Origin of the sequence: Aquimarina algiphila (assembly GCF_947494415.1) — a bacterium.
Classification (GTDB): domain Bacteria; phylum Bacteroidota; class Bacteroidia; order Flavobacteriales; family Flavobacteriaceae; genus Aquimarina; species Aquimarina algiphila.
Genome location: NZ_CANLVC010000008.1, coordinates 430,612 through 456,214, shown reverse-complemented (window position 1 = coordinate 456,214; position 25,603 = coordinate 430,612). Strand labels below are relative to the sequence as shown.

Sequence of the window (25,603 nt, the reverse complement as noted above, 5' to 3'; positions counted from 1 at the left end):
ATTTAGTTTTGATGAAAATTATAAACCACAAAAAGGTTAATTCTCATTATCATGATCAACCTATTGTTTAATTGTTCAACAAAACTTAATCACAATCCTATGTCAGTGAAAACCAAACCAGGAGTAGTAGAACTCGTATTATTTGAAGTAAATCCAGGATATTCAAAGAAAGATGCAGAAACAGCATTGGCTTCTCTTAATGATGTATTAAAATTATATTATGGATTCATAGAGAGAACCACAGCCAGTAATGGAGAAGGTAAATATGCAGATATTGTGTACTGGAGTGATATGAAATCTGCTAAAGAGGCGTCTACCGAAATCATGAAAAATGAAAAGGCCCTCGAGACTTTTAGTGTTATAAAACCTGAATCTGTTCAAATGTATCATTTTGATGCATTTAATCAATTTGAGGAATAACTTTTTAATAGTAAATATAATTTTAATGCTATCATTTTTAATAGATTTGATAGCATTTTTATCTTAACATATGATTCCAGAACATATTCTTAATAGAAAAGGAGCGCGCAGCTTAAAAGATCTTGATCCAGAAGTAATAGAGTATTTAAATAAAGGGTTGATAGAAACCGCCAATCTCATGGAATGGTTGGCTGTTGATCAATTAGTATTGTTAAAAGGTATCCTTGATACTCTTGGTAAACCTGAGTGGTATGATAGTTTTTATCAAGCCGTGTCTGCCCAAAAAAAGCCATCTGCAAATGCCAATACCAAAATTATAGGAGTAACTTTCTTACAATTGACTAATGATCAAAACATATTAGCATATCTTTCTAAGCATAACTCTGATGTTCCAAGATGTTGGGCTGCATATTGGGCCGGCATAAAGGAAGTAGATATCACAAAACGTTTAAAGGCTATTAAACCATATGCTGCTGATTTACATTTTGGAGTTAGAGAAGTAGCAATATTTGCCACTAAAGAAGCCATTATAGAAGATTTGGATACTGCTATTGCCATATTATCAAAATGGACCTCGAGTACAGATGAAAATATTAGAAGATATGTTGCAGAAGTTACCAGGCCCATAGGTGTATGGACTAAGAAAATTGACGAACTCAAGGAAAATCCCGAAAAAGGAATTATTTTACTAAATCCTCTTAAATCAGATTCATCTAAGTATGTAAGAGATTCTGTAGGAAACTGGTTAAATGATGCTAGTAAAACAAGACCTGATTGGGTTAAAAGGATATGTGATCAATGGAAAGAAGAATCTCCCACAAAAGAATCCCTCTATATTCTTAAAAAAGCATTACGTACAATTCATAAATAATACAGCAACTACTTATTTAGAATATTTCATGTGATATTGAGATAATAGTATCAAATATGAATTTTTTTAGTTATTTTTTTATTAAATAATTATTATCCCTGCTTCTTTTTGGGATAATAATAGGGGAATTTTATCTGCTTTTTTATAGCTTTAACAGATCTTAAAAATAGAGGTAGAAGGTTAAAAAAAGGCTGTTTTATTCATGAATATTCTCCACACAAGTTTTGAATGTTATCCTATTGCAAAAGTTGGCGGACTTGCAGATGTTGTAGGTGCTTTGCCCAAATATCAAAACGATTCAGGCATAAATGCAACTGTAGTAATGCCATTTCCGGATAATAAATTTACACAAGAAGCAGAATTAAAAAAAGTTCATAGCGGAACCATTCATTTAGGAGAAGAAATTCATCAATATTCAATACAAAATATTGTTTCTCCCGATTTAGGATTTATGGTCTCACTTCTTCATATCCCAAGAGTATTAGATAGAGCTAATATATATGGATATAATGATGAAGCAGAACGATCAATAGCTTTTCAATTAGCAGTGTTGGATTGGGTAGTTACAACTCAAAGTATTCCTGATATAATACATTGTCATGATCACCACACTGCATTGATTCCTTTTTTAATGAGTCATGCAGAGCCTTATGAAGCACTTAGGAGAGTACCTTCTATATTAACGATTCATAATGCGCAATATCAAGGGCAACTATCATATGATAGATTAGAATATCTCCCACCATTTGATAAAACACAGATAGGTCTTTTGGATTGGGATAATTGTATTAATCCACTTGCATCTGGAATTAAATGTGCATGGAAAGTAACTACAGTGTCTCCTAATTATATGAAAGAACTTCAAAAACAAGCCAATGGTTTAGAAGCTTTGTTACGAAGTGAAAATAAAAAATGCACAGGAGTTCTTAACGGTATAGATACTAGTACATGGGACCCTGAGACAGACCCAATGGTAGTGAAGAATTATAAAATGACAAATGTTGTTTCTGGAAGAAAAGAAAATAAGAAGTGGATTTGTGATCATTTTAATTTAGATATAGAAAAACCTCTTTTTGCATTTATCGGAAGACTTGTGGGAGAGAAAGGTGCTGATTTATTACCAGAGATTAGTAAAGAAGTTCTACAAAAGAATGAAGTAAACGTTTTGATTTTAGGTTCTGGAATTCCAGAAGTAGAAGAGCAATTACAATCATTGTGTAAAGAATTCGAAGGCACATATAATACATTTATTGGCTATGATGAAAAACTATCTCATATCATTTATGCAGGTGCAGATTTTTTATTAATGCCATCAAGGGTAGAGCCTTGTGGACTTAATCAAATGTATGCATTGCGATATGGACTAATTCCAATTGTTAGAAGAACAGGAGGACTCAAAGATACCGTAATTGATATCGGAGATGGAGGTTTTGGAATCTGCCATGATAGTGCTTTGGTATGGGATGTTTGTTATTCTATCCAACGAGCAGTAACACTCTATAATGATCAAAAAAAATACAAGGCTATTCAGAAAAAAATTATGAAGATCGATCATTCTTGGGATCGATCGGCAAATCAATATAAATATATATATGAATCACTAATACAACGCAAATGATCAACAAAAAAGTTCTCGCTATTATTTTGGGCGGAGGCCAGGGCACTCGATTATCACCTCTTACAGATCAACGATCTAAACCTGCAGTTTCTATTGCAGGAAAATATAGATTAGTTGATATTCCAATTTCAAATTGTATTCATTGTGATATAAAGAGGATGTTTGTCCTTACGCAATTTAACTCTGCTTCCTTAAATAGGCATATTAAGAACACATATGTTTTTAGTAGTTTTAGTGATGCTTTTGTTGATATTCTGGCGGCAGAACAAACTCCTGATAATAAAACATGGTATCAAGGAACAGCGGATGCGGTAAGACAATCGATGCATCATCTATTAAATCACGAATTCGAATATGCATTAATTCTTTCTGGAGATCAATTGTATCAAATGGATTTTAATGAAATGCTAGATTCACATATTGAAAAAGGAGCAGATATTTCTGTAGCTACTATTCCTGTTAAACCCAAAGAAGCTACACAATTTGGGATTCTTAAAACCGATGATGAAAGTTTTATTTCTTCTTTTACTGAAAAACCAAGTTTAGATAAATTACCAGGTTGGGAATCAGAAGTGAGTGAAGAAATGAAAAATGAAGATAGAAATTATCTTGCTTCTATGGGGATATATATATTTAATAAACAACTCTTAATCGATATTTTATCAAATCCAGATACTGTTGATTTTGGTAAAGAGATTATTCCACAATCAATTAATAAAAATAAAGTTTTGGCTTATCAATACGAAGGCTATTGGACAGATATAGGAAATGTTTCAGCTTTTTTTGAAGCAAATATTAACTTAACAGATGACATACCTCAGTTTGATTTGTTTAATAAGAGCAATAGTGTATTGACAAGACCCCGTATATTACCTCCTTCTAAAATTTCTGGAACATTACTCAATAAATCGATGATTGCAGAAGGTTGTATTATTAATGCTAAAGAAATAGATCGTTCTGTAATTGGTATTCGTTCTAGAATAGGAAAAGATACGGTCATAAAAAACACCTATATGATTGGTAGTAATTTATATCAGGATATTAGTGAATTAGAAGAAGATAAACAGAATGGATTGCCTCATGTAGGAGTAGGAGATAGATGTTATATTAAGAATACTATAATTGATAAAGGCGCCAGAATAGGTAATGATGTAAGTATAGAAGGAGGTTCGCATTTAGAAGATACAGAACAAGATGCATATGCAATAAAAGACGGAGTAGTAGTGATTAAAAGTCGTTGCGTTATTCCAGATAATTTTAAAATATAATACTAATTGTATATGGGTGGAGTAACTCCCTTTAGCTTCTTTTCAGAATTTGATATCAATCTTTTTAAAGGAGGTAATCATTATCGGTTATATGAGAAATTTGGATCACATATTACAACAGTAGATGGAGTAGAAGGTACATATTTTGCTGTTTGGGCACCAGCAGCAAAATCTGTCTCTGTAATTGGTGATTTCAATTTCTGGGTTGAAGGAGAACATCAATTGAATGTGCGATGGGATAAATCGGGTATATGGGAAGGTTTTATACCTGGAGTTGGAAAAGGAAATGTATATAAATATAAAATTCATTCTAATGAGAATGATATTAAAACTGAAAAAGCAGATCCTTATGCGAGACGATGCGAGCATCCTCCTAAAACAGCTTCAGTAGTTTGGGATGATGATTATGCCTGGGAGGATAAGGAATGGATGCAAAAGCGCAAAAGACATAATGCCAGTGACGCACCTTACTCGGTATATGAAGTACACCTGGGATCCTGGAAGAAAAGGATAGAAGAAAATCGTTCTCTTTCTTATACAGAATTATCTGATGAATTAGTTGCATATGTAAAAGAGATGCAGTTTACTCATGTAGAGCTGATGCCAATTATGGAGTATCCTTATGATCCTTCCTGGGGGTATCAGTTAACAGGGTATTTTGCTCCTACATCACGTTTTGGTTATCCAGAAGAGTTTAAATTACTCGTAGATAAACTACATCAAAATGATATTGGGATTATTTTGGATTGGGTGCCATCACATTTTCCTGAAGATGCGCACGGACTTGGCTTTTTTGATGGTACCTGTTTATATGAGCATCCTGATAAAAGAAAAGGATATCATCCCGATTGGAAGAGCCTGATCTTTAACTATGAACGTAATGAAGTAAAAAGTTTTCTGATTAGTAATGCTATTTTTTGGTTAGATCAATATCATGCAGATGGATTACGTGTAGATGCTGTAGCCTCTATGCTTTTTCTTGATTATTCTAGAGATGAAGGAGAATGGGAACCTAATATATATGGGGGTAGAGAAAATCTTGCAGCTATTGCATTTATGAAAGAACTGAATATTGAAGTGTATAACAGTTTTCCGGATGTACAGACTATTGCAGAAGAATCTACATCTTTTCCTATGGTTTCTAAACCTACATATTCTGGTGGATTAGGATTTGGAATGAAATGGATGATGGGATGGATGCATGATACATTACAATATTTTGCTAAAGAACCCATCTATAGAAGACATCACCAAAATGATCTTACATTTAGTATGACTTATGCTTTTACCGAAAATTTTATGCTGCCCCTATCACATGATGAAGTAGTGTATGGTAAACGTAGTATCATTGGTCGAATGCCGGGAGACGAATGGCAGCGGTTTGCTAACCTAAGATTGTTATATAGTTATATGTTCACTCATCCGGGGACTAACCTTCTTTTTATGGGTGCAGAATTCGGACAGCATGATGAATGGGATTTTCAAAAAAGCCTGGATTGGCATTTACTTCAATATGATTATCATAAAGGAATTAAAGAAATAATTACCGATCTCAATATTTTATATAAAAATAATCCTGCATTATACGAGCAACAATTTAGTAATTCTGGTTTTGAATGGATTAGTTATGATGATCATGATAATTCTGTCATTGCTTATATACGAAAAGGAAACAAAGACGAAAAGTCATTGATTGTAGCTTGTAATTTTACACCGGTTCCCAGAACCAATTATCGTATAGGATTACCTAGACAAGGAAAATTAGTTGAATTGTTTAGTAGTGATGATTCAAAATATGGAGGTAGTGGTATGAGTACAGAAAAAGAACTTGTAATTGAACAAAAAGATTGGCATTATAGGTCATATTCTGTAGAGATTACTATTCCACCATTAGGTGCTGTTGTTTTTAGTATAGAATAATAAAAAGACGATTAGATAAAGCTGTATAGGAATGAAAATTCAAATCATATATTGTCATCCAAGTGAAAAATCTTATACCCATGAAATTTTAGAACAATTGAAGTCTAGTCTTGAAAAAGAACATTTAGAATTTGAAATTTCAGATTTGTATGAGATGAATTTTATAACTGATATGAATGAAGATGAATATGAAAGAGAAGGGTTTGCAAAAATTGAATTACCCATTCCGAATGACGTAAAAGAAGAGCATCAAAAGATAAACAAGGCAGATTGCATAATTTTTGTTTATCCAGTTTGGTGGAGTGATTGCCCTGCAAAATTAAAAGGTTGGTTTGATCGGGTTTATTCTGTTGGTTATGCTTATGGGAATGAGGAATCAAAACCTGAGGCTAAAATGAAAACTATAAAATATGGATTAGTTATTTGTACTGCTGGACACCCAAATCAATTTTTAGAAGAAATTGGAATTGCAGAAAGTATGAAAAATGTGATGATTAATGATAGGCTTGGAAAAAGATTTAATAAGAAAGAAATGATAATTTTAGGAGGAACTTTGGACAAAGAAAAAGTAATACAGGGTCATTCAGAAATTATAAAATCAATTGGAAAAAAGATAAAAGAATACTGTATCTAATAACTTAGTTTTTATACTTTTTAAATAGGATTAGGTCATATAAACAATCCTTAAAAAGAGTAATAATTAAACAATTGTTAATTAAGAGTTATTTCAAACGTTTTCGTGATTTTTTCTTAATAAATAGTAGTAAAAATGATTCCAAATATGACTTAGAAATTGTTCTTTTACTATCCCAACATCTAACGAAAAATAGATCCATATGATTGTTAGCACAGAACTTGAGCAAAAAGGAAATTTGTTTCCAGGAAAGATTATTTCTTTTTCACAAAATGTAGATAAATTAAACTTTACTACAGAAAATGGTGTAATTCTACAGATTACTATTCTAAGAGGAAGTGTAATCCGATTTAGGTATGCTACCGATAACAATTTTGAAAATGATTTCTCATATGCAATAAGTGAAACCGGAGCTAGAGGATATAGTATATTAGAAGTTGAAGAAAATGATGAAGCATATACTATAATAACTTCAAAGATTGAAATCAGAATTGCTAAGGCAAATATTCATGTCACTATCTTTGATAAAGAAGGGAATGTCATTTGTAAAGACGATTGGGGTTTTCATTGGGAACAGAGTTATGAATACGGTGGTAACATCGTCAAAATGAGTAAATCTGCACCTCAAGGTGAATGCTATTATGGTTTAGGAGATAAACCAATGCACCTTAATCTAAAAGGAAAACGTGTTGAGAATTGGGCGACTGACCAATATGCTTTTGGTAAGGATCAAGACCCTTTATATAAAAGTGTTCCCTTTTATATTGGTTTGTATGAAGAAAGAGCATACGGAATCTTTTTCGATAATACCTTCAGAACTTTTTTTGATTTTTGTCATGAACGACGAAATGTAACCAGTTTCTGGGCACAAGGAGGAGAAATGAACTATTATTTCTTTTATGGTCCTGATATGCAAGAGGTGGTTACTCGATATACAGACCTTACCGGTAAACCAGAATTACCCCCTTTATGGGCTTTAGGATATCATCAATGTAAATGGAGTTATTATCCAGAAAGTAAAGTAAAAGAAGTTACCAGTAAGTTTAGAGAACTTCAAATTCCATGTGACGCTATTTATTTGGATATTGATTATATGGATGGGTTTAGATGCTTCACCTGGAATAAAGAGTATTTTCCTGATCCAAAACGTATGGTTGCTGAACTGGCAGAGGATGGATTTAAAACTGTTGTCATTATTGATCCGGGAATCAAAATCGATGATGAGTATAGTGTCTATCAAGAGGCCATGGAGAATGATTATTTCTGTAAGCGAGCAGACGGACCCTATATGAGAGGAAAAGTATGGCCTGGAGAATGTTATTTCCCAGATTTTACCAAACCAGAAGTAAGAGAATGGTGGGCAGGATTGTTTAAAGAGATTATAGACGAGATCGGGGTAAAAGGAGTCTGGAATGATATGAATGAGCCTGCTGTTATGGAGGTTCCTGGTAAAACATTCCCTGATGATGTACGTCATAGTTATGATGGTAACTACTGTAGTCATAGAAAAGCACACAATATATATGGTACTCAGATGGCCAGGGCTACGTATGAAGGAGTAAAGCGATTTGCTTATCCAAAACGCCCTTTCATCATTACCAGATCGGCATATTCTGGAGCACAACGTTATACATCTTCCTGGACAGGGGATAATATTGCAACCTGGGAACATTTATGGATTGCTAACATTCAGGCGCAGCGTATGAGTATGAGTGGGATGTCTTTTACAGGTAGTGATATTGGTGGTTTTGCAGAGCATCCAACAGGTGAACTCTATGCCAGATGGATCCAATTAGGAGTTTTTCATCCGTTTTGCCGTACCCATTCTTCTGGAGATCATGGTAATCAGGAACCATGGACTTTTGGAGAAGAAGTTGTAGATGTAACCAGGAAATATGTAGAGTTACGATATCAATTATTACCTTATTTATATTCTATGTTTTGGGAATATGCAGAAGCAGGGATTCCGATGTTAAAATCTTTGGTCCTTTATGATCAGGATGATTTACAAACACACTATCGAACAGATGAATTTATTTTTGGAAACCAGATTTTGGTGTGCCCGGTATTAGAACCTAATGCAAAAGGAAGAAGAATGTATATCCCTAGAGGAAATTGGTATAATTACTGGACTAGAGAATATGTAAAAGGCGGAATGGAGCAGTGGGTAGATGCCGATTTAGATGTCATACCATTATTCGTAAAAGAAGGCGCTATTATCCCAAAGTATCCGATTCAGCAATATGTGGGTGAAAAGAAGATCGAAGAGTTGAAACTTGAAGTCTACTATAAATTAGGAAATAAAGAAGTTTCTAAGGTGTACGAGGATGCTCAAGATGGTTATGATTACGCCAAAGGAAGATTTAGTTTAAGAAGTTTCTCATTTACTGGTAAAGAAAATGAAATTATTATTCAACAACATAAAGACGGAACGTATGTTACTGAATATGAAACGATGCAAATTGAATTAATTGGTTTGCCTTTTGAGATTAAAGAAATTGAAATAGATAATGTGGTGGTTTCTTTTGACAGTATAGATTTTAATGTAAAAAATAATGTATTGGTAGTACCTAAAGATTTTACTGAGCTTCATATAGTAGCTTAGTTTTTAAAGATTCGTTAGGGTTTTGATAAGCTCTTGATTTAACAAGTGAATCAAAAGAAGGAAAATTCCATTCTTTGATATGTCCTTTTTTATCCTTTGATATAATGCTTGTATTATCAAAAAAAGCTGCAGATGTTATACTGTATTCGTGTCGAATTAAGCTAGGGATTTGAATGAACTGATTTTTATCGTCTAGTTTTTGATAAATTTGAACCGTATTATCACTACTTGCTGTAAGTACTAAATCGTTATTATAAAAATCTACATCTACAATGTCACCTGTATGAGATCTTAAATTTTGTAACACTGTATATTTTGATGTTGTCTTCATCCAAATAATTGCAGTATTATCTGCGCTTCCTGAAATGGCATACTTTTTATCTCTTGAGTAATCTATATCATACAGATAATCAATGTGTTTTTGTAGAGTGCTCTGTGTTTCTTTACTTAAAGAATTTAGCAAGTGAGCTTTCTTTTCGTTAAGCGATGATACATCATTATTAGTTGGTTTTAAATGATCTCGTTCGGGAAGTGCATTTATAGTATCAGCAATAGGGGTAATGTTCCATATTTTAAGAGTTTTGTCGTCACTACTGGTAGTTATATAGTTTGGGTTCTCTTTCACAAAAGAGACATTTTGAATTGGTTTCGAATGTCCCATAAATTGTTTCAGTAACATGTTGTTTGTACTCAACAAATTAGCTCCATTATCTCGACTACCCAAAAGCATTTCACCTTTTTGATTAACATCAATGGTATTGATTTGCTCATCATGTACATAGTTATTTTTTACTTTTAACGTTTTTAAATTAAGCGTTTTAATTCGCCCTTTCAATCCTAATAATACAGTGGTTGCGGTATCTTTGTTATTTATTTTGAAGGTATGGATGCGATCATTTTCTTCTAATTTGAGGTTACTTTTTACAATGTTGTTTTTTAGTCTACTCCAATTACTAAAATATAATTTGTTAATCCCATACAAGACTAAATAATGTTCTGGATTGTTTTTAAAGGTCTTTATTTTTCTTACTTCTCCATTAAATTCTTTGACGACACTTATTTTATAAGTGTTATTTGGTAAATCTAATTCTAGTTGTATAAGCTTATTATCGATTCCTATTAAAAAAGAATATCCTTTTTGATGCTCAATATCATTTAGTTTCTTTGCATCCCAGATAACAATTTCAACATTTTTATTTTTATCTAGAACCTGTTCTTCTCCTTCTTGGTTAAGGAGTTGTACTATTATTTTGTCATCTTCATTAGCTGCGTTTTTGGCAATCAATGTCATTAATTCACTACCGCCAAAAGGTTTAAATGGTTCAAAACCAAGTAGCTTTTCCGTTTTTTCAAAAATTGTATTGTTTTGAGCGTTCTTTTCTTTAAATGATATAGATTTTAGGATTAATGAATCAGATGTTAAAGTAAATATATACAACTTATCGTCTTGTACTCGGGTTTTTGTAGCTAATAAGGTATCACCTCCCAAAGCGACACTATTATGATAGAAAGGGATTTTGTTGTATTCTTTGTAAAAATCATTTTTGAAATCTTTTACAATATTAAATATTGAATCATTTTCTGAAAAATTTGAAGTTGATTCATTATCCATAAAATTAGTAATCAAATGCCACCATTTCTTATTTTCACCTTCCTTTTTAAGAATTTTTTCTGACTCTAAAATATGATTAAATGAACTTGTTCTATCTATATTATAATCTCGCAGAGCATACCCCATCTTTTCATGGATTTTCATCGATAATTTGTTAATTGTATTTTCTTCCTCCAATCGTATTAAAGAGTACGCTAAAGCTGCCAAAATAAAAAGCAAGCAGGTCATAATAAATGGATAATACACAAACCTTTTTAATCTTTTTTCTAGTCTTTTTTGCTCTAATTCTTCTTTTTGAGTTTCTTCAATACTTTCTTTAAGGAATTGTTTTTTAAGTAGGAGACGATCTGCATTGTCATCGGTCATGATATACTCCATACATTGATTCATTCGTTCTATCTGTTTAGTAGATAGTAAATCTCCTTTGTCCTTAGTGTCCTGATATATATCAAAAGAAGAGATAAAATCTTTTTTAATCAACAACATAAAGTCATCTTCCGTTCTTATTTTACTAATTACTTTAGCAATAATATCATGGCTTAACTCTGTATAATCTGCCCCAAGATTTTGGTCTGTACTTACTTTTAAAATACCTTTCTCTTTTAACTTATTAATGATTTCAGATATGGTTCCATTGTATTCAAGATCATTAGTTTCACCCCAAATATCTTTTTGAATTTTATCTAATATTTTCCGATTGCTTATGACATAATAATTGTCTTTTTCGACTTGTATAGGTATTCTTTTTTTAAGATCGTCTTTAGTTTTAAAATGTCTTAAAAACTTTATCACACTATCTTTATGTTCAACTCTATCATTTAGTTTGTTACTGGTGTTTTTTATAATTTTATTATTAACCTCTCTTATGTAGTTTTCTAAAACCTGCTCGATAGATCCAAATTCTTTAATCTCTTCTTCTTTAAATTCTAGGGGTAAATGTTCTTTGTTGTTTTGTGATGATTTATCTCCATAAGTCCTATAATAATCCACCTTATATAAACTATCCAGATATACCTGCAAAAAGGGGAGGTGGTAACTAGTGGATTCATTATCCTTAATTTTAATTTGATTAAGAATTAATTCTATTCTACTATCTTTCTCTGTATCAGATAACGTTTCTTTTGTGTGATCTTTGTATTGATTGATATTAAATTCTTGAAAGGATTTTTTTATAATATTTTTAATAACGTCCTTATTTGGATGCGCTAATCGTATTTTTTTATAAAATATATGCGGAACATAAGACTGTAATTGATCCAGATGCCCAAAATATTCTTCTCGTAAGGATATGATAATATTAAATGGGATTTTATACTCAAAAATTAGTTTTAAGAATAATCCAAACTTATTAATTTCCTCTTCGGTTCCATAAACAAAAAGCTCTTCAAATTGGTCAAATATAATTAGTGGTGTAAAAGGTGTTTGTGAGTTCTTTGTTCTATTACCCATGAAGTAATCATAGATTTCATTAGATATAGTGGTTACTTGTTTGTTATCTTCTCTTAATTGTTCTAATAAACCTTTTCTTTCGGTAATGAATTTTTGTAATCGCTCTTTGTATTTTGCAATCAATTCCTGGGTGCTCAATGAATCATCTACAGAAGTATTATCAGATGGTTGAGTCGAAGTAGGTACGATCTTATCTTTTCGTTTTAGCTTAATGATTTTTTCTTCCACACTTAGCATCATTCCTTCAATATGCTTAATAGATACTAATACTTTGTTTAAATCTGATTGCGCTAAAAAAAAGTCATCAATTAATTTTGATTGATTATTTGCGATCTTACTTTCAAAACCTTGATGTATAAAAAGTTTTTTCTTGATGGCTTCAATAAGGTCCTCATCTCTTCGAATACTCAGTACTTTTTTCTCTCTTTTAATTCTATTAAGTAATCCACAATAGATGAGACTGGTTTTGCCAGACCCAGAAGGCCCATGTAAGATCATAATGGATGAATCTTTATACAATTCAAAAAAATCCATACTTTCTTTATCTCTGCCAAAATAACTTTGAAAATCATCTTTTTTATAAGAATCAAGAAATTTAAAGGGAGATATTACTTTTCTGTGTGGCATAGCTAGGAATTAGAGATTAGATTCTTTATGTATTCAAAGTGATCTCGTATTTTTTTCTTCTCTTCTATCTCAATAATATCTTTTTTACCATCTTTATATAAACCAAGAATCATGTCTTGATTTAATGGAACTTCAATTTCTTCTCCAAGTTTTTTCTTTTTTGAAGTGTTATCTCTATCTACTCTTGCATTAATGACCTCTTTATATATTAATTTATCAGTAGCTTCTGAGTACCGATCAAGGTAGTATAGTTTTATTTTATCTTTGGCAACAGAGGTAGAATTTACATCCAAATAGAAAGGAGATAAATTGAGTTCTCTTTTTGGTTTTCCTGTACCGTTTTTTGTAGTGCATATATAGACAGAATGCACATCTATATCCAGAGTTGATTCCTCATCAGTTACCTCAAATACCACACTTTTCTTATTGTCTAAGGCTGTTGGTCTATTACTAACAGGGTAATAAGATCTATTAATCACATAAGAACGTTGATTATCATATTTAAATTGATTATAAAAAACATCATAAATAGATTCAATACCAAGGTTTCTAAGGAATTTAAAATTTCGAATAAACTTTTCCAGATATTGTTCTGTTCTTATATAATCTTGTTTACTATTTTTATTATGCTCTAGATGAGTAGAGAAAAAATCTGATACTTCTTTGAATACCTGTTGATTCTCCAGGACACAAGTCTTTAATTCTTTCCAAAGCGGATTTTTATCCAAATATTCGTCCGGAATATTGTTATAAATGTAAACAAGGTCTTCAGAAATTTTATACTGTACATTTGATTCCCATCCAAGTTCTAAATTGTCTCTAAGCGTTTCTTTTAATTGTGAGCTTAATTTGGTTCTAAATTTTGGTTTATCTTTTGATATTGACCAGATTATGGAGTATGCAGAAAATTTAAGAAAATTGAGAAATTCTTTAAACATACTTCTAATAACCCAATAACGCTCTTTGGTTAATTCCTGATAAACACTGTTGTTGATATCATTAAAATCTGATAATATTTCTAGATGTATACACAAAAAATAAGGGTAATATTTATATAACTCTTCTTCTAGGTTTTCTTCCTGTCTGATCTCATCTATTAACTCTTGAAAGTTCTTTTTTACAGGAAAAGTATCTGGATCAGTATGCCATTGTTCGATCTCTTTATTGATTTTGAAGTAATAGTTATTTACTTTTTGCTCAATAGTTTCTGCTGCTCCCGAACCTCTTTCTGTGTCATTAGGAGCTTTATAATGACCTTGTAAAAATCCCTTTGCTTGCTTAAAAACGTCATCTATTTTTTCACTTTCATTGATGTTATCTTTATGATTTAATAATAGTTCATAAAATTTGGTAGATAAGGTATAAGCAAAGTGATCATATACAGGAGTATTGGTACCTATGACTACGGGTATATTATGTAAAGCTTCTACTATTTTATGAGTAGAGCAGCCATTTATGAATACCATTTTTAATTTAGGAGCATTATTTAAAATCTCTATTAATCCTTTATCATTGAATATTTCATCACTTAACTTGATCGCTTTATCACCATCATCATGATGACCGCTAAAATGAAATATGGTCATATCATTAGTAAGTAATTGAAGTTTACTAATAAATCCATCGATACCTTCATTAGGGATAATTTCTTTACTAAAGATATTTTTATGTTTTAGTAAAAGAACATCAATAGCTTTACGCTCATCATCTAAACTGTGTAATGGAGCTTGATCATCATTTTCAAATACTCCAACAAAATATTCATTCATTGTTTGTGTATTTTTTAGACCTAAAAGTCAATTAATAATGGATTTGCCTGGTTATCATCAAGCATAAATTTTGGTATTTTGATTTGCTCTGTACCCGATACAGAAGTACCATTAAAGGATCGTATATTATCTAGCCATTGACCTCTCGAAAATTTTCCGGTTTCAGGATCAATATTAATCTCTACGCAGGTAAAAGCATAGGTTAGGGGAGTGTCTCCTTTAAATTTAACTTCATTTTCTGATACTTTTTCAATGGTAAGTTTAGTATCAATATTTGATAGATATTCTTGTATTAAAGGAATATTTATTTCGGCATGAGTTTCATTGCTCTTATATGTTGATAAAGAGAAATCAGTACTGGTCAAGACATCTGTAATTAAAGCTAATTGTACATCTTTTTTACTTGTAATGTCTGCAATAAAAATATTATCAGAGTCACCTTTGATTTCGTTAGATACCAAAATATGTCCTAATTCTAATGTGTCTATATATTTTCTAATCACATTTCCGAAAGAAAATGCCATTTTCCCCGAACCTTTTACAGAAGCTCCTATCGCAGCCGGATCTAGACCAAAAGCTTTAATAAAATTGCCTAGAATATCAAACCCTATTTTGAAATCAATTTTTTTGGTTTTTACATTTGAGACTTCTGATACAGGTGCAGTTTTTATGTGAATCGAATGTTTAAACCCGTCTTTTACCAAAAATTTGAATTCACCTAAATATTTTTGTTTTTTATTATGTACTTCTAACATGCATAATGGCTGTATTCTAGCTTCTGGAACTCTAAGTGGGTTTGCATCAAAAAGATCTCTTATTTGATCAGTAATATTGTTTTTACATATTCTCATGATATACATATTCTAATTGGTTAATAGCTTCTATAAATTTTCTACCGACTTTGGCAAATCCAACATCATTAGGATGAATTTCATCATACCATTCATCTTTTTTTACCAAATGTCTCATATCAATATATGTGGCATTTTTATGTTTATGGGTTACTTCTTTTAGCAAGTCATTAAACTTGTCAATTAAATACTTAATCACATTGGTTCTATCTTCTTGTAGTGTAATTCCTTTTTGGATTAAATATTTATTTACCCAACCTTTTTTAATGGTTTTGACATTATGATCTGCACGAACATAATCGTACCCATGTACAAATACTTGTTCGACAAAATCAAAGTCATGAATTCGATTAAAAAAATAGTTGTAGGTTGCTTCTATATCTTTGGTTTTTGTATCATAAAAATCATTTAGATATGCAGATGGCGTTAAACCAGATGGCATTCCTTTTTTGAGAATATTTACAATTTCTGGGCCTATGATATCGTTTCCACCACCACTTATTAATACATATTTGGGGCGTTCTTTTTCTATTTCTTTAAGAAGTTGTCTACTTGTTCTATAATTTTGTAATTCATCACCGGCAGCAGCTATACTGCGTAAAGGATATTTTTCCATAACATAATCCAGAGTATCTTTTACCAAAAAAGGGAACAAAAACCAGGAGTCTCCTTCTGCAACAATCACAGGTAATTCTGGTAATAATCGCTTTGATTTCTTAAATTTTCGATATCTGCGCTTATCATCTAGATAGTTAGCTATGTCTATCGTAAAACCAGATAAATTTTTACTGTTGATATCTTTATCTCCCAGAACATTAGCTGTATTCATTTTTGTTTCTATTGCAAATCCATTTTGTTTTTTTTCTGTGTATAGAGAATTAATAAACGGAGCCAAAATTTCATGATTACAATACCAATCCCAATGATCAATTAATTTTTTACTAACAATATTATATGAGGGATTAATAAGGTTTAATGTGGATGTGTATACTCCCCATTTCGTTTTTTCTGGTAAAAAGTCAGAAATTGCACCATGCCCCATTAAATTACCAAGGTGAGTTATTGGAGGTTGAACTCCTATCTGAGTCATATTGGGTATTGACGAAGTAATATCTTCTTTGTTATTAATGATAAACTTATAATGTAGCCAATCATGTTTCCAATTATAAATTTCTTTATAAGTATCAAATGACCAACCAGCATAGGCAGAACTAGTATGCTCATAAAACATAATAGATTCTTTGGGTCTAAGCCTTTTGGTTTTATGATCAAAAGGATCAGAAGAAATTGCCAAATCAGATCCCAATAGTAATGTGGTAACAAAAATGGTTTCCTTTGAAGTATTGGAAACTTTTATCTGATATTTTTGATAAAATTCATCATTACGTGTTAATTGGTCCGTAAGCGTAGTTAAATTAGATTCGGTATTGGTTATGTCTAACCATTGTTGATCCTTTTCTAATCGAATTTCAACTTTAAGTGGGATTTTTGAAAAACCTCCATCTGGATTTTCAAGGGTACGATAATAATTCCATTTAATTAAAGTATTCAATTGATGAGAAAGCATTTTTTTTACTTGATCTAATTGAGTATCTAATAGATCTATTTGTACCGCTAGAGGTCTGTATTGATCATTTGGTAAGTTGATATAAACAGTTTGGTTGAATATTGTAACAAAAAAAGAAGCCTGATCAGCGCTACAGAGGTTAATATTTGGTATGTCTTCTACAATTAGTTTTATATCATTTTCTGCATATTTATCATGATCAAGATTTGAAATAAAAATACCAAGAGATTCATAAATTGTTTCTGAAGAGACAGGATATGATTTTTTGTAATCTAGTAAAACCCCATATTCCATAGGGTCTTGAATTAGAGAATCCTCAAGAGTAACCTCTTTGACTTTTGCAGTAAATGTTGTGTGTTTATTTACGTTAACCGTAATTTCAGATCCTTCTTTTATTCCAAAAAGAAATCCTTTGTTATAATACCAACCATTTTTATTATTAAAGAATATCTCGCCTTGATCAATTTGAGTTTGTTTGGGATATAGGTTCAACCACGCGGAATAGTGATTGTTTTTTCCTTGACCCTGTACACTAATAGTTGGTGTTTGTTTTTTATTAGTTATTCCCTTAAGACTTATTTTTGCCCATTTTGTAATATCAAGATAGTTTATTTTGTTATTTTTTGTTTTAAGAAGTTGTAATAAATATCTGGTAAAAACACCACCTTTAGCATCTTCCCATGAAGATTCAGATGCAAGGCAAGCAGAAATGTTTACTGAGTTTTTATACGGAATTAATGAAGCAAGCTTTTGTGATTTGATTTGATCTTCATCGATCTCTTGTGAAAAGATAAAATCACTATATTTTCTTGAAGGAAATATACCATTTAGTCTTCTTTGTCTGGAACCATTATCTTTTTGAGGGTTAAATGCTCTAACCATATCTCCAGAATGGCAACAATCAAAAACTGTAATTATATGCGGGTCATTTTTAAATATTGAAAATAAATACCGCAATTCTTTATCTGCTAACAAAAAATTATTTTCGTTTTCACCTTCATTATCATAACAAACCAGACATTCTATTGTCCCAGAATGAGCGTCACTAAATCGACCCGAACTTTCTTCTAACGCTCCATGACCACTATAATAAAGAAAGACTGTGTCTTTATTCTTGGCTTTGTTGAGAACTGTATTTATATTCTTAACGATATTAGACTTGGTGGCAGTTTTATCTGTAAGTTTTTGAATTGAAATAGTATCGTAGATTTTTTCACCTTCAAGATTTTTGAGATAGATTTCGAATTTGTTCACATCGTTTACACATTGCCGCAAAGGGCTTATATGATATTCATTGATTCCAATAAGTAATGCATACAGGTTCATAATCGTATATTATTTTAATTGCTAAACAAAAACGATTGCAGTTAAGAAAAACCATTAGTAGTGAATATGACAGAAGGTATTTGGTAAATAGGGGATGGGGTAGTTAAAATGATTTTTTATAAATATTGATAATCAGATAGTTGTGCCCTTTTTCACTATTATAAATATAAGGATATTTATTGTTTTTTGAAAAGGAATAACACCCAAATATAAAAAGGTAAAAACCCCTTTTATGATACAGTGATTCGGTTTAATGAGCCTATCATCGAAAAAATTATACTTTCATCGAAAAAAAGCCAATACAAAAAGGTCAAATGAATTATATAAACCGAGATTTTTGACTATTTTTAACTTACCAATAATTATTATAGTATATCTATCATGAAAATTAGAAAAATTTTAGCTTCATTATCCATCTTATTGCTTATGTCTTGTGGGGCAACAAATCCATTTACTGGTAAAAAAACGTTGTCGTTAGTGCCAAATTCGCAAATATTACCCATGGCTTTTCAGCAGTATAATCAATTCTTAGGAGAGAATAAGGTTGTAAAAGGAACTTCTGATGCAGAAATGATTAAACGAGTAGGACAGAAAATAGCAAAAGCTTCAGAACGATACTTAAATGCAAGAGGGTATGCTGGTTATCTTAAAGATTATAGATGGGAATATAACCTTGTACAGGATGAGACCGTTAATGCATGGTGTATGCCAGGGGGAAAAATTGTTTTTTATACAGGAATTTTACCAATAGCAAAAACTGAGACAGGAATTGCAGCTATTATGGGGCATGAAGTTGCACATGCACTAGCTAATCACGGTCAGCAAAGAATGAGTGCAGGTAAAATACAACAAGTAGCAGGAGCGGCTACCGCAGTAGCTATAAGTGGTAAAGATCAACAAACACAACAGATTGTAGGAACAGCGTTTGGACTTGGTTCTCAATTTGGTGTAATGCTACCTTTTAGTAGAAGCCATGAAACAGAAGCAGACGAAATCGGAATATTGTTAATGGCAATTGCTGGATATAATCCTGATGAAGCTGCCGAATTATGGAAACGTATGAAAGCAAATAGTGGCGGACAAGCACCACCAGAGTTTATGAGCACCCATCCATCAAGTGATACGCGTATAGCAAATCTCACAGCATGGGCTCCGGGAGCAAAAGCTGAAGCAAAGAAATTTGGGGTTACAACCTTTAAATAATTGTAAAGTTTATATTCTTAAAAAGATTATACTTATTTTAGAAGCTGTTCTGAGAAAAATCAGAACAGCTTTTTTAGTTTCATCGATCTCGCTTTGTACAAGTTTTTTTCGGTATCAGGAGGGATTTATTTTTAATTTCACACTACATGAGTAAAGTATTACCTAAAGGACATAAGAAACTGTTGAACGCCTGGGCTTTTTATGACTGGGCCAATTCTGTATATAACTTAACCATTTCTTCTGCGGTTTTTCCAATTTTCTGGGGAGCATTAACTATAACAAAAGTTAATGGTGTTATTACAAATGATACGGTTCGGTTTTTGGGTTTTGATTTTAATAACGATTCCCTTATAAGTTATGTAACCGCATTAGCTTTTTTAGTAGTTTCTTTTATAAGTCCATTACTTTCTGGTATTGCAGATTATGTAGGAAATAAGAAAAACTTTTTAAAATTCTTCTGTTATTTAGGTGCAATATCATGTATAGGTTTGTATTGGTTTAGCTTAGAACACTTATGGTTCGGGTTGCTTTGTTACTTCTTAGCACTGATTGGTTTTTGGGCAAGTTTGGTGTTTTATAATTCTTATTTACCAGATATTGCTTTTCCCGAACAACAAGACGCTATTAGTGCAAAAGGGTATTCCCTAGGCTACATAGGAAGTGTAATTCTATTGATTATCAATCTTGTAATGATTTTAAAATACGATTGGTTTGGTTTTGAAGATGAAGGAGTACCGACTAGGTTATCCTTTATTATGGTCGGAGTATGGTGGATTGGGTTTAGTCAATACACCTATTATTATCTTCCAAAAGGAAATAAAAAAGATGTGTTAACCAAAGCTGTAGTTTTTAATGGTTTTAAGGAGCTAAAAATGATATGGAAAGCACTTAAGAATGACATAAAACTTCGTCGATATCTAAGTGCATTTTTTGTATATAGTATGGCTGTGCAGACTATTATGCTTATCGCAACTTATTTTGGTATTGAAGAGTTAGATTGGGGAGAACAGAATGCTACAACAGGATTGATTATTAGTATTTTATTGATTCAATTGGTTGCTGTGCTTGGAGCATATCTTACTTCTAAGGCATCCTCTAAATTTGGAAATATAAATACCTTGATCGTGATTAATTTTATATGGATTGGGATTTGTGTATTTGCATATACAATTACTACGCCAATGCAATTTTATATTACTGCTTCAATTGTTGGTTTGGTTATGGGAGGAATTCAGGCCTTATCGAGATCAACATATTCAAAATTTTTACCAGAAGATGCGATAGATACAGCTTCTTACTTTAGTTTTTATGATGTGTCTGAGAAGATCGGTATTGTAATCGGGATGTTCTCGTACGGAATTATAGCTCAAGTAACCGGGAGTGTTCGTTATTCGATACTATTCCTGATCTTATTTTTTGTAGTTGGTCTTGTCTTATTATTTAGAGTACCCAGAAAAAAATCGTAATGCTGTTTATGAGGTTACTTGGATAGATTTAATGATTTCAGTAATTAGTTGGTAAGAATATTTTTATCCTTTTTTTATGTATTTCATCTAGTTTCAGTGACTTATTAATTCGTATATTATTATATTAATTTTGAAATATAATAATATTGGATACGTTAACGTTATTAGCTACTTTTATATAATAAAACCCACAATAATGAAAAAACTTATGTTTATGCTGGTAGTAGTGCTACTAGCCTCTTGTAATACCACTCAACAGACTGTTATTGCAGCAAAAAAAACACTTAAAGGAGAGTGGTCTTTAGATAAAATTTCTTACGATCGTTCGGGGGTGTTTGATGTTAATCTTTATAATGATGCTTCGGCTGAATGCTTTACAGGAAGTATTTGGAAATTTATTCCTAATAATAATACTGGAAAGTATGAAGTAAATCAAGGTAGTTGTGTTTCTACGGGGGCAAGAAATTTTAGATTTACAATTCCTAAGCCAGAAGGAAATGGAGATTATAGCTTTTTATTTAAACCAATAAATGAAAAGAAAAAAAGCACCAACAATAATGCTGGTTATAGAATGCTTTTACAGCATCTTGATAATGCTACAATGACTTGGACAATGACGGTAAGCCTAGAAGGGAAACCTTTTGTGATTACAATGAATTTTAATAAAATACAATAAATCAAATCTTTACATAATGAAGACAAATCTAAAAAAAATAGGAGTTGCCTTAATAACGGTTGCACTTTTGACAAGTTGTGAAGCTGTTAAAAACTCAAACAATACACAAAGAGGTGCAGTAATAGGTACTGCAGCCGGAGCTGTTCTTGGAGGTATTATCGGAAACAATGTGAAAAAGAAAAATTCTGCACTTGGTGCTGTTATTGGCGGTGTAGTTGGTGGTGTTGCTGGTGGTGTTATCGGTAAAAAAATGGATAAACAAGCTCAAAAAATCGAATCAGAAATACCAGGAGCAGAAGTTACACGTGTTGGAGAAGGTATTGATGTAGTATTTGATGAGAATAGTGGAGTTTATTTTGCTACGAATCAGTCAACTATTAATGCTAAATCTAAAACAAACCTTAATAAACTAGCTGGTATTTTTAAAGAATATCCTGATACTAATATTATTGTAGAAGGGCATACTGATAGCACGGGTGATGATAGTTATAATATGTCATTATCTCAAAAACGAGCAAATGCCGTTACAAACTATTTGGTATCTCAAGGAATAAGTAAAAGCCGTTTGACAACATATGCTCATGGTGAAACACTTCCAAAATATGATAATGGTACTGCAGAAGGAAGAGCTAAGAATAGAAGAGTTGAACTTGGAATTGTTGCTAACGAAAAAATGAAGAGAGATGCGCAAAACGAAGTAAAACAATAATTCATTTTGTAAGAAATCGTTAAAAATCCCGACTATTTAAGTCGGGATTTTTTTATGCTCAAAATTTATGTATCTTCAATAAATGAATGAGAATTCACATGTACTAATCATCGGTGGGGGACTAGCTGGATTAACCAGTGCTATTCATTTAGCAAAGGCCGGTGTGCTAGTTACGCTCATAGAAAAAGATACGTACCCAAAGCACAAAGTATGTGGCGAATACATATCGAATGAGGTGCTTCCTTACTTTGAATTTTTAGATATAAATCTTGAAAAAGTACAACCTGTTACTATTTCAAACTTTGTTATAACAACTCAAAAAGGAGATCGTATTCAAAGTACATTACCCCTTGGTGGTTTTGGGATTAGCAGATATACATTAGATTATTATCTATGGGAAAAAGCAAAAGAAGTAGGAGTCAGGTTGATAAATGATCAAGTTATAGATATACAATATCAAAACGATACCTTTTCAGTAAAGACAAATAGTAACATAGTTCAAACTTGTGATTACGTTATTGGAGCATACGGCAAGAGGACCACACTAGATAAAGCATTGAAACGAGATTTTAGCTTTAAAAAATCTCCCTGGTTAGCGGTAAAAGCTCATTATAAAGCAAATTTTGATAGCAATACAGTTTCATTACACAATTTTAAAGGCGGATATTGTGGACTTTCTATGGTTGAGGATCAAAAAGTAAATGTATGCTATTTGGTGAACTATGATAGTTTTAAAAAGCATAAAAACATTAATGTTTTTCAGGATGAAGTCATGAGGCAAAACCCTTATCTGAATACTTTTTTTAGTAGTTCAGAGCTTTTGTTTGATAAGCCAATAACTATAAGTCAGATTAATTTTGAAAAGAAAAATCCCGTAGAAGATCATATTTTTATGACCGGTGATGCAGCAGGACTTATTCATCCATTATGCGGTAATGGTATGGCTATGGCTATCCAAAGTGCACAGTTGTTGTGTGAATTATTAATTAAAAACCATAATGCTGAAGTTGCAGGATCAAGAAAAGAAATAGAGAGATTATATATTGAAAAATGGAATAACACTTTTTCCAAAAGATTATATGCAGGCAGAATTTTACAAAAAATATTGCTAAATGGTAACTTACAACAGATATCGTATGCAGTAGCCAATGCAATACCTTCAATAGTTCCAAAAATTATAAAACAAACCCATGGGGAACCTTTGATATGCTAATCAATTTACAACATAGAAGTAATGAGTTAGAACTTATGGATGACCCAGAAGTCGAAGATAAAGCCCTAGAAACGGCTTTATCTGATATTTCAAGGGTAAATAAATTATTAGGAGGCAATAGTATTACAATTAGAGCAGTTCATAAGTTGATTGAAGATACAGATTCTTCACAACAGCTTACTATTCTTGATTTAGGATGCGGTGATGGTGAAATGTTACGGTCTATCGCAAAATCATTGAGAAAGAAAAAAAGGAATGTAAAATTGATAGGAATCGATTTAAGCGAAAAATGTTTGACTTATGCCAGAAAACTAAGTGTATCTTATCCAGAGATATCATATCAAAAACAAAATATATTAAACCTAGAAGCTTCAAAGTTTTCTTATGATATCATTCTGTGTACATTGACATTACATCATTTAAAGTGCAATGAAATAAGAGATGTGATGAAAAAAATGATAGAACTAGCCAAGGTGGGTGTGGTAATAAATGATCTTCACCGTAGTGGTGTAGCATATTATTTGTTTAAGATATTTAGTTTCTTTTTTATTAAAGGATATATTGCAAAAAATGATGGACTGATATCTATAAAAAGAGGATTTAAAAAAAAAGAATTGCTGCAGTATGCCATATCGATGAATCTGCAACATTATAATATCCATTGGAAATGGGCATTTAGATACCGATGGGTAATTATGACAAAGGAAAGTTAACACTAAAAAAGTAAGAAAAATTGAATGTAAAAATTGCTACTGTTGCAAAACAATTACCACAATACATGCGGGAAACCAAAGAGATTTTACCTTTTGTTTCTGAGTGGCTGTCTACACAGAATGATCGTTTCAAACGAAAAGTAATCAAAATCTTTGAGAATTCTGCGGTAGATCGACGTTATGGTATTATGAGTATTGAGGAAGTTTTTAGTGCTACTACTTTTGAAGACAAAAATGACATCTATGTTAGAGAAGTCAAAAAACTTGGCGTGTCTGTATTAAAGAAAGCATTGGATAAAGTAGATTGGGATCCTAAATCTTTGGATTATATTATTACTGTAAGTTGTACAGGTATTATGATTCCGTCTATAGATGCTTATATTATTAATGATCTTAATCTCAAGCAAGATATTGTACGTTTACCTGTTACAGAAATGGGATGCGCGGCCGGAGTTTCAGGAATTATTTATGCTCGTAATTTTCTTCAGGCAAATCCTGGTAAGCGTGCGGCAGTAATTGCGATAGAATCACCAACAGCAACATTTCAGTTAGATGATTATAGTATGACAAATATGGTGAGTGCTGCAATTTTTGGTGATGGAGCAGCATGTACACTATTATCCTCAGAAGAGGACGCTATAGGGCCTAAAATCCTGGGGGATGAAATGTATCATTTTTACGATGCAACAACCATGATGGGTTTTAAATTAACGAATGGTGGGTTACAAATGATATTAGATCCTAAAGTTCCTGAAACTATTGCTGAGCATTTTCCTAATGTGATTCATCCTTTTTTAAAAAAATATAATAAGACAATTGAGGATGTTGATCATCTTGTTTTTCATCCTGGAGGAAAGAAAATAGTGCAGACCGTAGAAGAACTTTTTGGACATCTTGGTAAAAATATAGAAGATACTAAGGCGGTTCTATTAGAATACGGTAATATGAGCAGTGCTACTGTTTTATACGTTTTAGAACGATTTATAGAGAAAAAGCCATCACCAGGAGAGATAGGGCTTATGTTAAGTTTTGGTCCCGGGTTTTCAGCACAAAGAATACTATTAGAATGGTAATAATACATTATTT

At 31.8% G+C, this 25,603-nt stretch carries 18 protein-coding genes; 14 read left to right on the top strand and 4 right to left on the bottom strand.

What is annotated here, in order from left to right; translation table 11 throughout:
• Window positions 1-99 precede the first annotated feature (99 nt).
• From PQF96_RS19765 to PQF96_RS19735, 7 genes are all read left to right on the top strand, one after another.
• Window positions 100-420 (top strand): hypothetical protein, encoded by a 321-nt coding sequence (locus PQF96_RS19765; RefSeq protein WP_109438621.1) that lies wholly within the window; start codon window positions 100-102, stop codon window positions 418-420.
• Between the two features lie 70 nt (window positions 421-490).
• On the top strand, window positions 491-1,291 hold the full coding sequence (locus tag PQF96_RS19760; protein ID WP_109438622.1) for a DNA alkylation repair protein: 801 nt from the start codon (window positions 491-493) through the stop codon (window positions 1,289-1,291).
• 202 nt (window positions 1,292-1,493) lie between these two features.
• Window positions 1,494-2,909 carry a glycogen synthase gene (locus tag PQF96_RS19755; RefSeq protein ID WP_271767939.1) on the top strand — a complete coding sequence of 472 codons (1,416 nt, stop codon included), beginning with the start codon at window positions 1,494-1,496 and terminating at the stop codon, window positions 2,907-2,909.
• On the top strand, window positions 2,906-4,177 hold the full coding sequence (locus PQF96_RS19750) for a glucose-1-phosphate adenylyltransferase (protein ID WP_143917729.1): 1,272 nt from the start codon (window positions 2,906-2,908) through the stop codon (window positions 4,175-4,177). The genes PQF96_RS19755 and PQF96_RS19750 overlap by 4 nt, the downstream gene beginning before the upstream one ends.
• A 12-nt stretch (window positions 4,178-4,189) precedes the next feature.
• Window positions 4,190-6,097 (top strand): 1,4-alpha-glucan branching protein GlgB, encoded by a 1,908-nt coding sequence (gene glgB / locus PQF96_RS19745; protein ID WP_271767938.1) that lies wholly within the window; start codon window positions 4,190-4,192, stop codon window positions 6,095-6,097.
• A 31-nt stretch (window positions 6,098-6,128) separates the two neighbouring features.
• A complete protein-coding gene (locus PQF96_RS19740; RefSeq protein WP_271767937.1) occupies window positions 6,129-6,731 on the top strand; it encodes an NAD(P)H-dependent oxidoreductase in 603 nt (200 codons plus the stop codon).
• Window positions 6,732-6,933: 202 nt separating this feature from the next.
• Window positions 6,934-9,336, top strand: coding sequence for a glycoside hydrolase family 31 protein (locus tag PQF96_RS19735; protein WP_271767936.1), 2,403 nt, complete (start codon window positions 6,934-6,936; stop codon window positions 9,334-9,336).
• On the opposite strand, the gene PQF96_RS19730 is transcribed toward PQF96_RS19735, so the two are convergent.
• The 4 genes from PQF96_RS19730 to PQF96_RS19715 are packed head-to-tail and all read right to left on the bottom strand — an operon-like array spanning window position 9,311 to window position 18,537.
• Window positions 9,311-13,024 (bottom strand): nSTAND1 domain-containing NTPase, encoded by a 3,714-nt coding sequence (locus tag PQF96_RS19730; RefSeq protein ID WP_271767935.1) that lies wholly within the window; start codon window positions 13,022-13,024, stop codon window positions 9,311-9,313. The genes PQF96_RS19735 and PQF96_RS19730 overlap by 26 nt on opposite strands.
• A 2-nt stretch (window positions 13,025-13,026) precedes the next feature.
• Window positions 13,027-14,793, bottom strand: coding sequence for a hypothetical protein (locus PQF96_RS19725; protein WP_109438629.1), 1,767 nt, complete (start codon window positions 14,791-14,793; stop codon window positions 13,027-13,029).
• Window positions 14,794-14,813: 20 nt separating this feature from the next.
• On the bottom strand, window positions 14,814-15,644 hold the full coding sequence (locus PQF96_RS19720) for a gasdermin (protein ID WP_271767934.1): 831 nt from the start codon (window positions 15,642-15,644) through the stop codon (window positions 14,814-14,816).
• Window positions 15,631-18,537, bottom strand: coding sequence for a caspase family protein (locus tag PQF96_RS19715; protein WP_271767933.1), 2,907 nt, complete (start codon window positions 18,535-18,537; stop codon window positions 15,631-15,633). Before PQF96_RS19715 ends, PQF96_RS19720 begins: the two co-directional genes overlap by 14 nt.
• Window positions 18,538-18,918: 381 nt before the next feature.
• Here PQF96_RS19715 and PQF96_RS19710 point away from each other — a divergent pair, with 381 nt between their 5' ends.
• The 7 genes from PQF96_RS19710 (at window position 18,919) to PQF96_RS19680 (ending at window position 25,590) form a co-directional block, all read left to right on the top strand.
• Window positions 18,919-19,740 (top strand): M48 family metallopeptidase, encoded by an 822-nt coding sequence (locus PQF96_RS19710; protein WP_200825172.1) that lies wholly within the window; start codon window positions 18,919-18,921, stop codon window positions 19,738-19,740.
• A 146-nt stretch (window positions 19,741-19,886) separates the two neighbouring features.
• The gene (locus tag PQF96_RS19705; protein ID WP_143917734.1) at window positions 19,887-21,206 is read left to right on the top strand and encodes an MFS transporter; all 1,320 of its coding nucleotides are present in this window, start codon (window positions 19,887-19,889) and stop codon (window positions 21,204-21,206) included.
• A gap of 196 nt (window positions 21,207-21,402) precedes the next feature.
• Complete coding sequence (locus PQF96_RS19700; protein ID WP_109438633.1) at window positions 21,403-21,882, top strand: lipocalin family protein; 480 nt, start codon at window positions 21,403-21,405, stop codon at window positions 21,880-21,882.
• A gap of 16 nt (window positions 21,883-21,898) precedes the next feature.
• On the top strand, window positions 21,899-22,591 hold the full coding sequence (locus PQF96_RS19695; protein WP_143917735.1) for an OmpA family protein: 693 nt from the start codon (window positions 21,899-21,901) through the stop codon (window positions 22,589-22,591).
• Between the two features lie 82 nt (window positions 22,592-22,673).
• Entirely contained in the window at window positions 22,674-23,804 is a 1,131-nt protein-coding gene (locus tag PQF96_RS19690) for an NAD(P)/FAD-dependent oxidoreductase (RefSeq protein WP_271767932.1), read from the top strand.
• Window positions 23,798-24,517: a methyltransferase domain-containing protein gene (locus tag PQF96_RS19685; protein WP_271767931.1), complete on the top strand. Its 720-nt coding sequence runs from the start codon at window positions 23,798-23,800 to the stop codon at window positions 24,515-24,517. Before PQF96_RS19690 ends, PQF96_RS19685 begins: the two co-directional genes overlap by 7 nt.
• Before the next feature lie 20 nt (window positions 24,518-24,537).
• Window positions 24,538-25,590, top strand: coding sequence for a type III polyketide synthase (locus PQF96_RS19680; RefSeq protein WP_143917738.1), 1,053 nt, complete (start codon window positions 24,538-24,540; stop codon window positions 25,588-25,590).
• Window positions 25,591-25,603 lie beyond the last annotated feature (13 nt).

Bases quoted from the DNA above. Each gene is read 5' to 3' on its own strand.
- PQF96_RS19765 (WP_109438621.1), top strand. From the start codon at position 100: ATGTCAGTGAAAACCAAACCAGGAGTAGTAGAACTCGTATTATTTGAA.
- PQF96_RS19760 (WP_109438622.1), top strand. From the start codon at position 491: ATGATTCCAGAACATATTCTTAATAGAAAAGGAGCGCGCAGCTTAAAA.
- PQF96_RS19755 (WP_271767939.1), top strand. From the start codon at position 1,494: ATGAATATTCTCCACACAAGTTTTGAATGTTATCCTATTGCAAAAGTT.
- PQF96_RS19750 (WP_143917729.1), top strand. From the start codon at position 2,906: ATGATCAACAAAAAAGTTCTCGCTATTATTTTGGGCGGAGGCCAGGGC.
- glgB (WP_271767938.1), top strand. From the start codon at position 4,190: ATGGGTGGAGTAACTCCCTTTAGCTTCTTTTCAGAATTTGATATCAAT.
- PQF96_RS19740 (WP_271767937.1), top strand. From the start codon at position 6,129: ATGAAAATTCAAATCATATATTGTCATCCAAGTGAAAAATCTTATACC.
- PQF96_RS19735 (WP_271767936.1), top strand. From the start codon at position 6,934: ATGATTGTTAGCACAGAACTTGAGCAAAAAGGAAATTTGTTTCCAGGA.
- PQF96_RS19730 (WP_271767935.1), bottom strand. From the start codon at position 13,024: ATGCCACACAGAAAAGTAATATCTCCCTTTAAATTTCTTGATTCTTAT.
- PQF96_RS19725 (WP_109438629.1), bottom strand. From the start codon at position 14,793: ATGAATGAATATTTTGTTGGAGTATTTGAAAATGATGATCAAGCTCCA.
- PQF96_RS19720 (WP_271767934.1), bottom strand. From the start codon at position 15,644: ATGAGAATATGTAAAAACAATATTACTGATCAAATAAGAGATCTTTTT.
- PQF96_RS19715 (WP_271767933.1), bottom strand. From the start codon at position 18,537: ATGAACCTGTATGCATTACTTATTGGAATCAATGAATATCATATAAGC.
- PQF96_RS19710 (WP_200825172.1), top strand. From the start codon at position 18,919: ATGAAAATTAGAAAAATTTTAGCTTCATTATCCATCTTATTGCTTATG.
- PQF96_RS19705 (WP_143917734.1), top strand. From the start codon at position 19,887: ATGAGTAAAGTATTACCTAAAGGACATAAGAAACTGTTGAACGCCTGG.
- PQF96_RS19700 (WP_109438633.1), top strand. From the start codon at position 21,403: ATGAAAAAACTTATGTTTATGCTGGTAGTAGTGCTACTAGCCTCTTGT.
- PQF96_RS19695 (WP_143917735.1), top strand. From the start codon at position 21,899: ATGAAGACAAATCTAAAAAAAATAGGAGTTGCCTTAATAACGGTTGCA.
- PQF96_RS19690 (WP_271767932.1), top strand. From the start codon at position 22,674: ATGAATGAGAATTCACATGTACTAATCATCGGTGGGGGACTAGCTGGA.
- PQF96_RS19685 (WP_271767931.1), top strand. From the start codon at position 23,798: ATGCTAATCAATTTACAACATAGAAGTAATGAGTTAGAACTTATGGAT.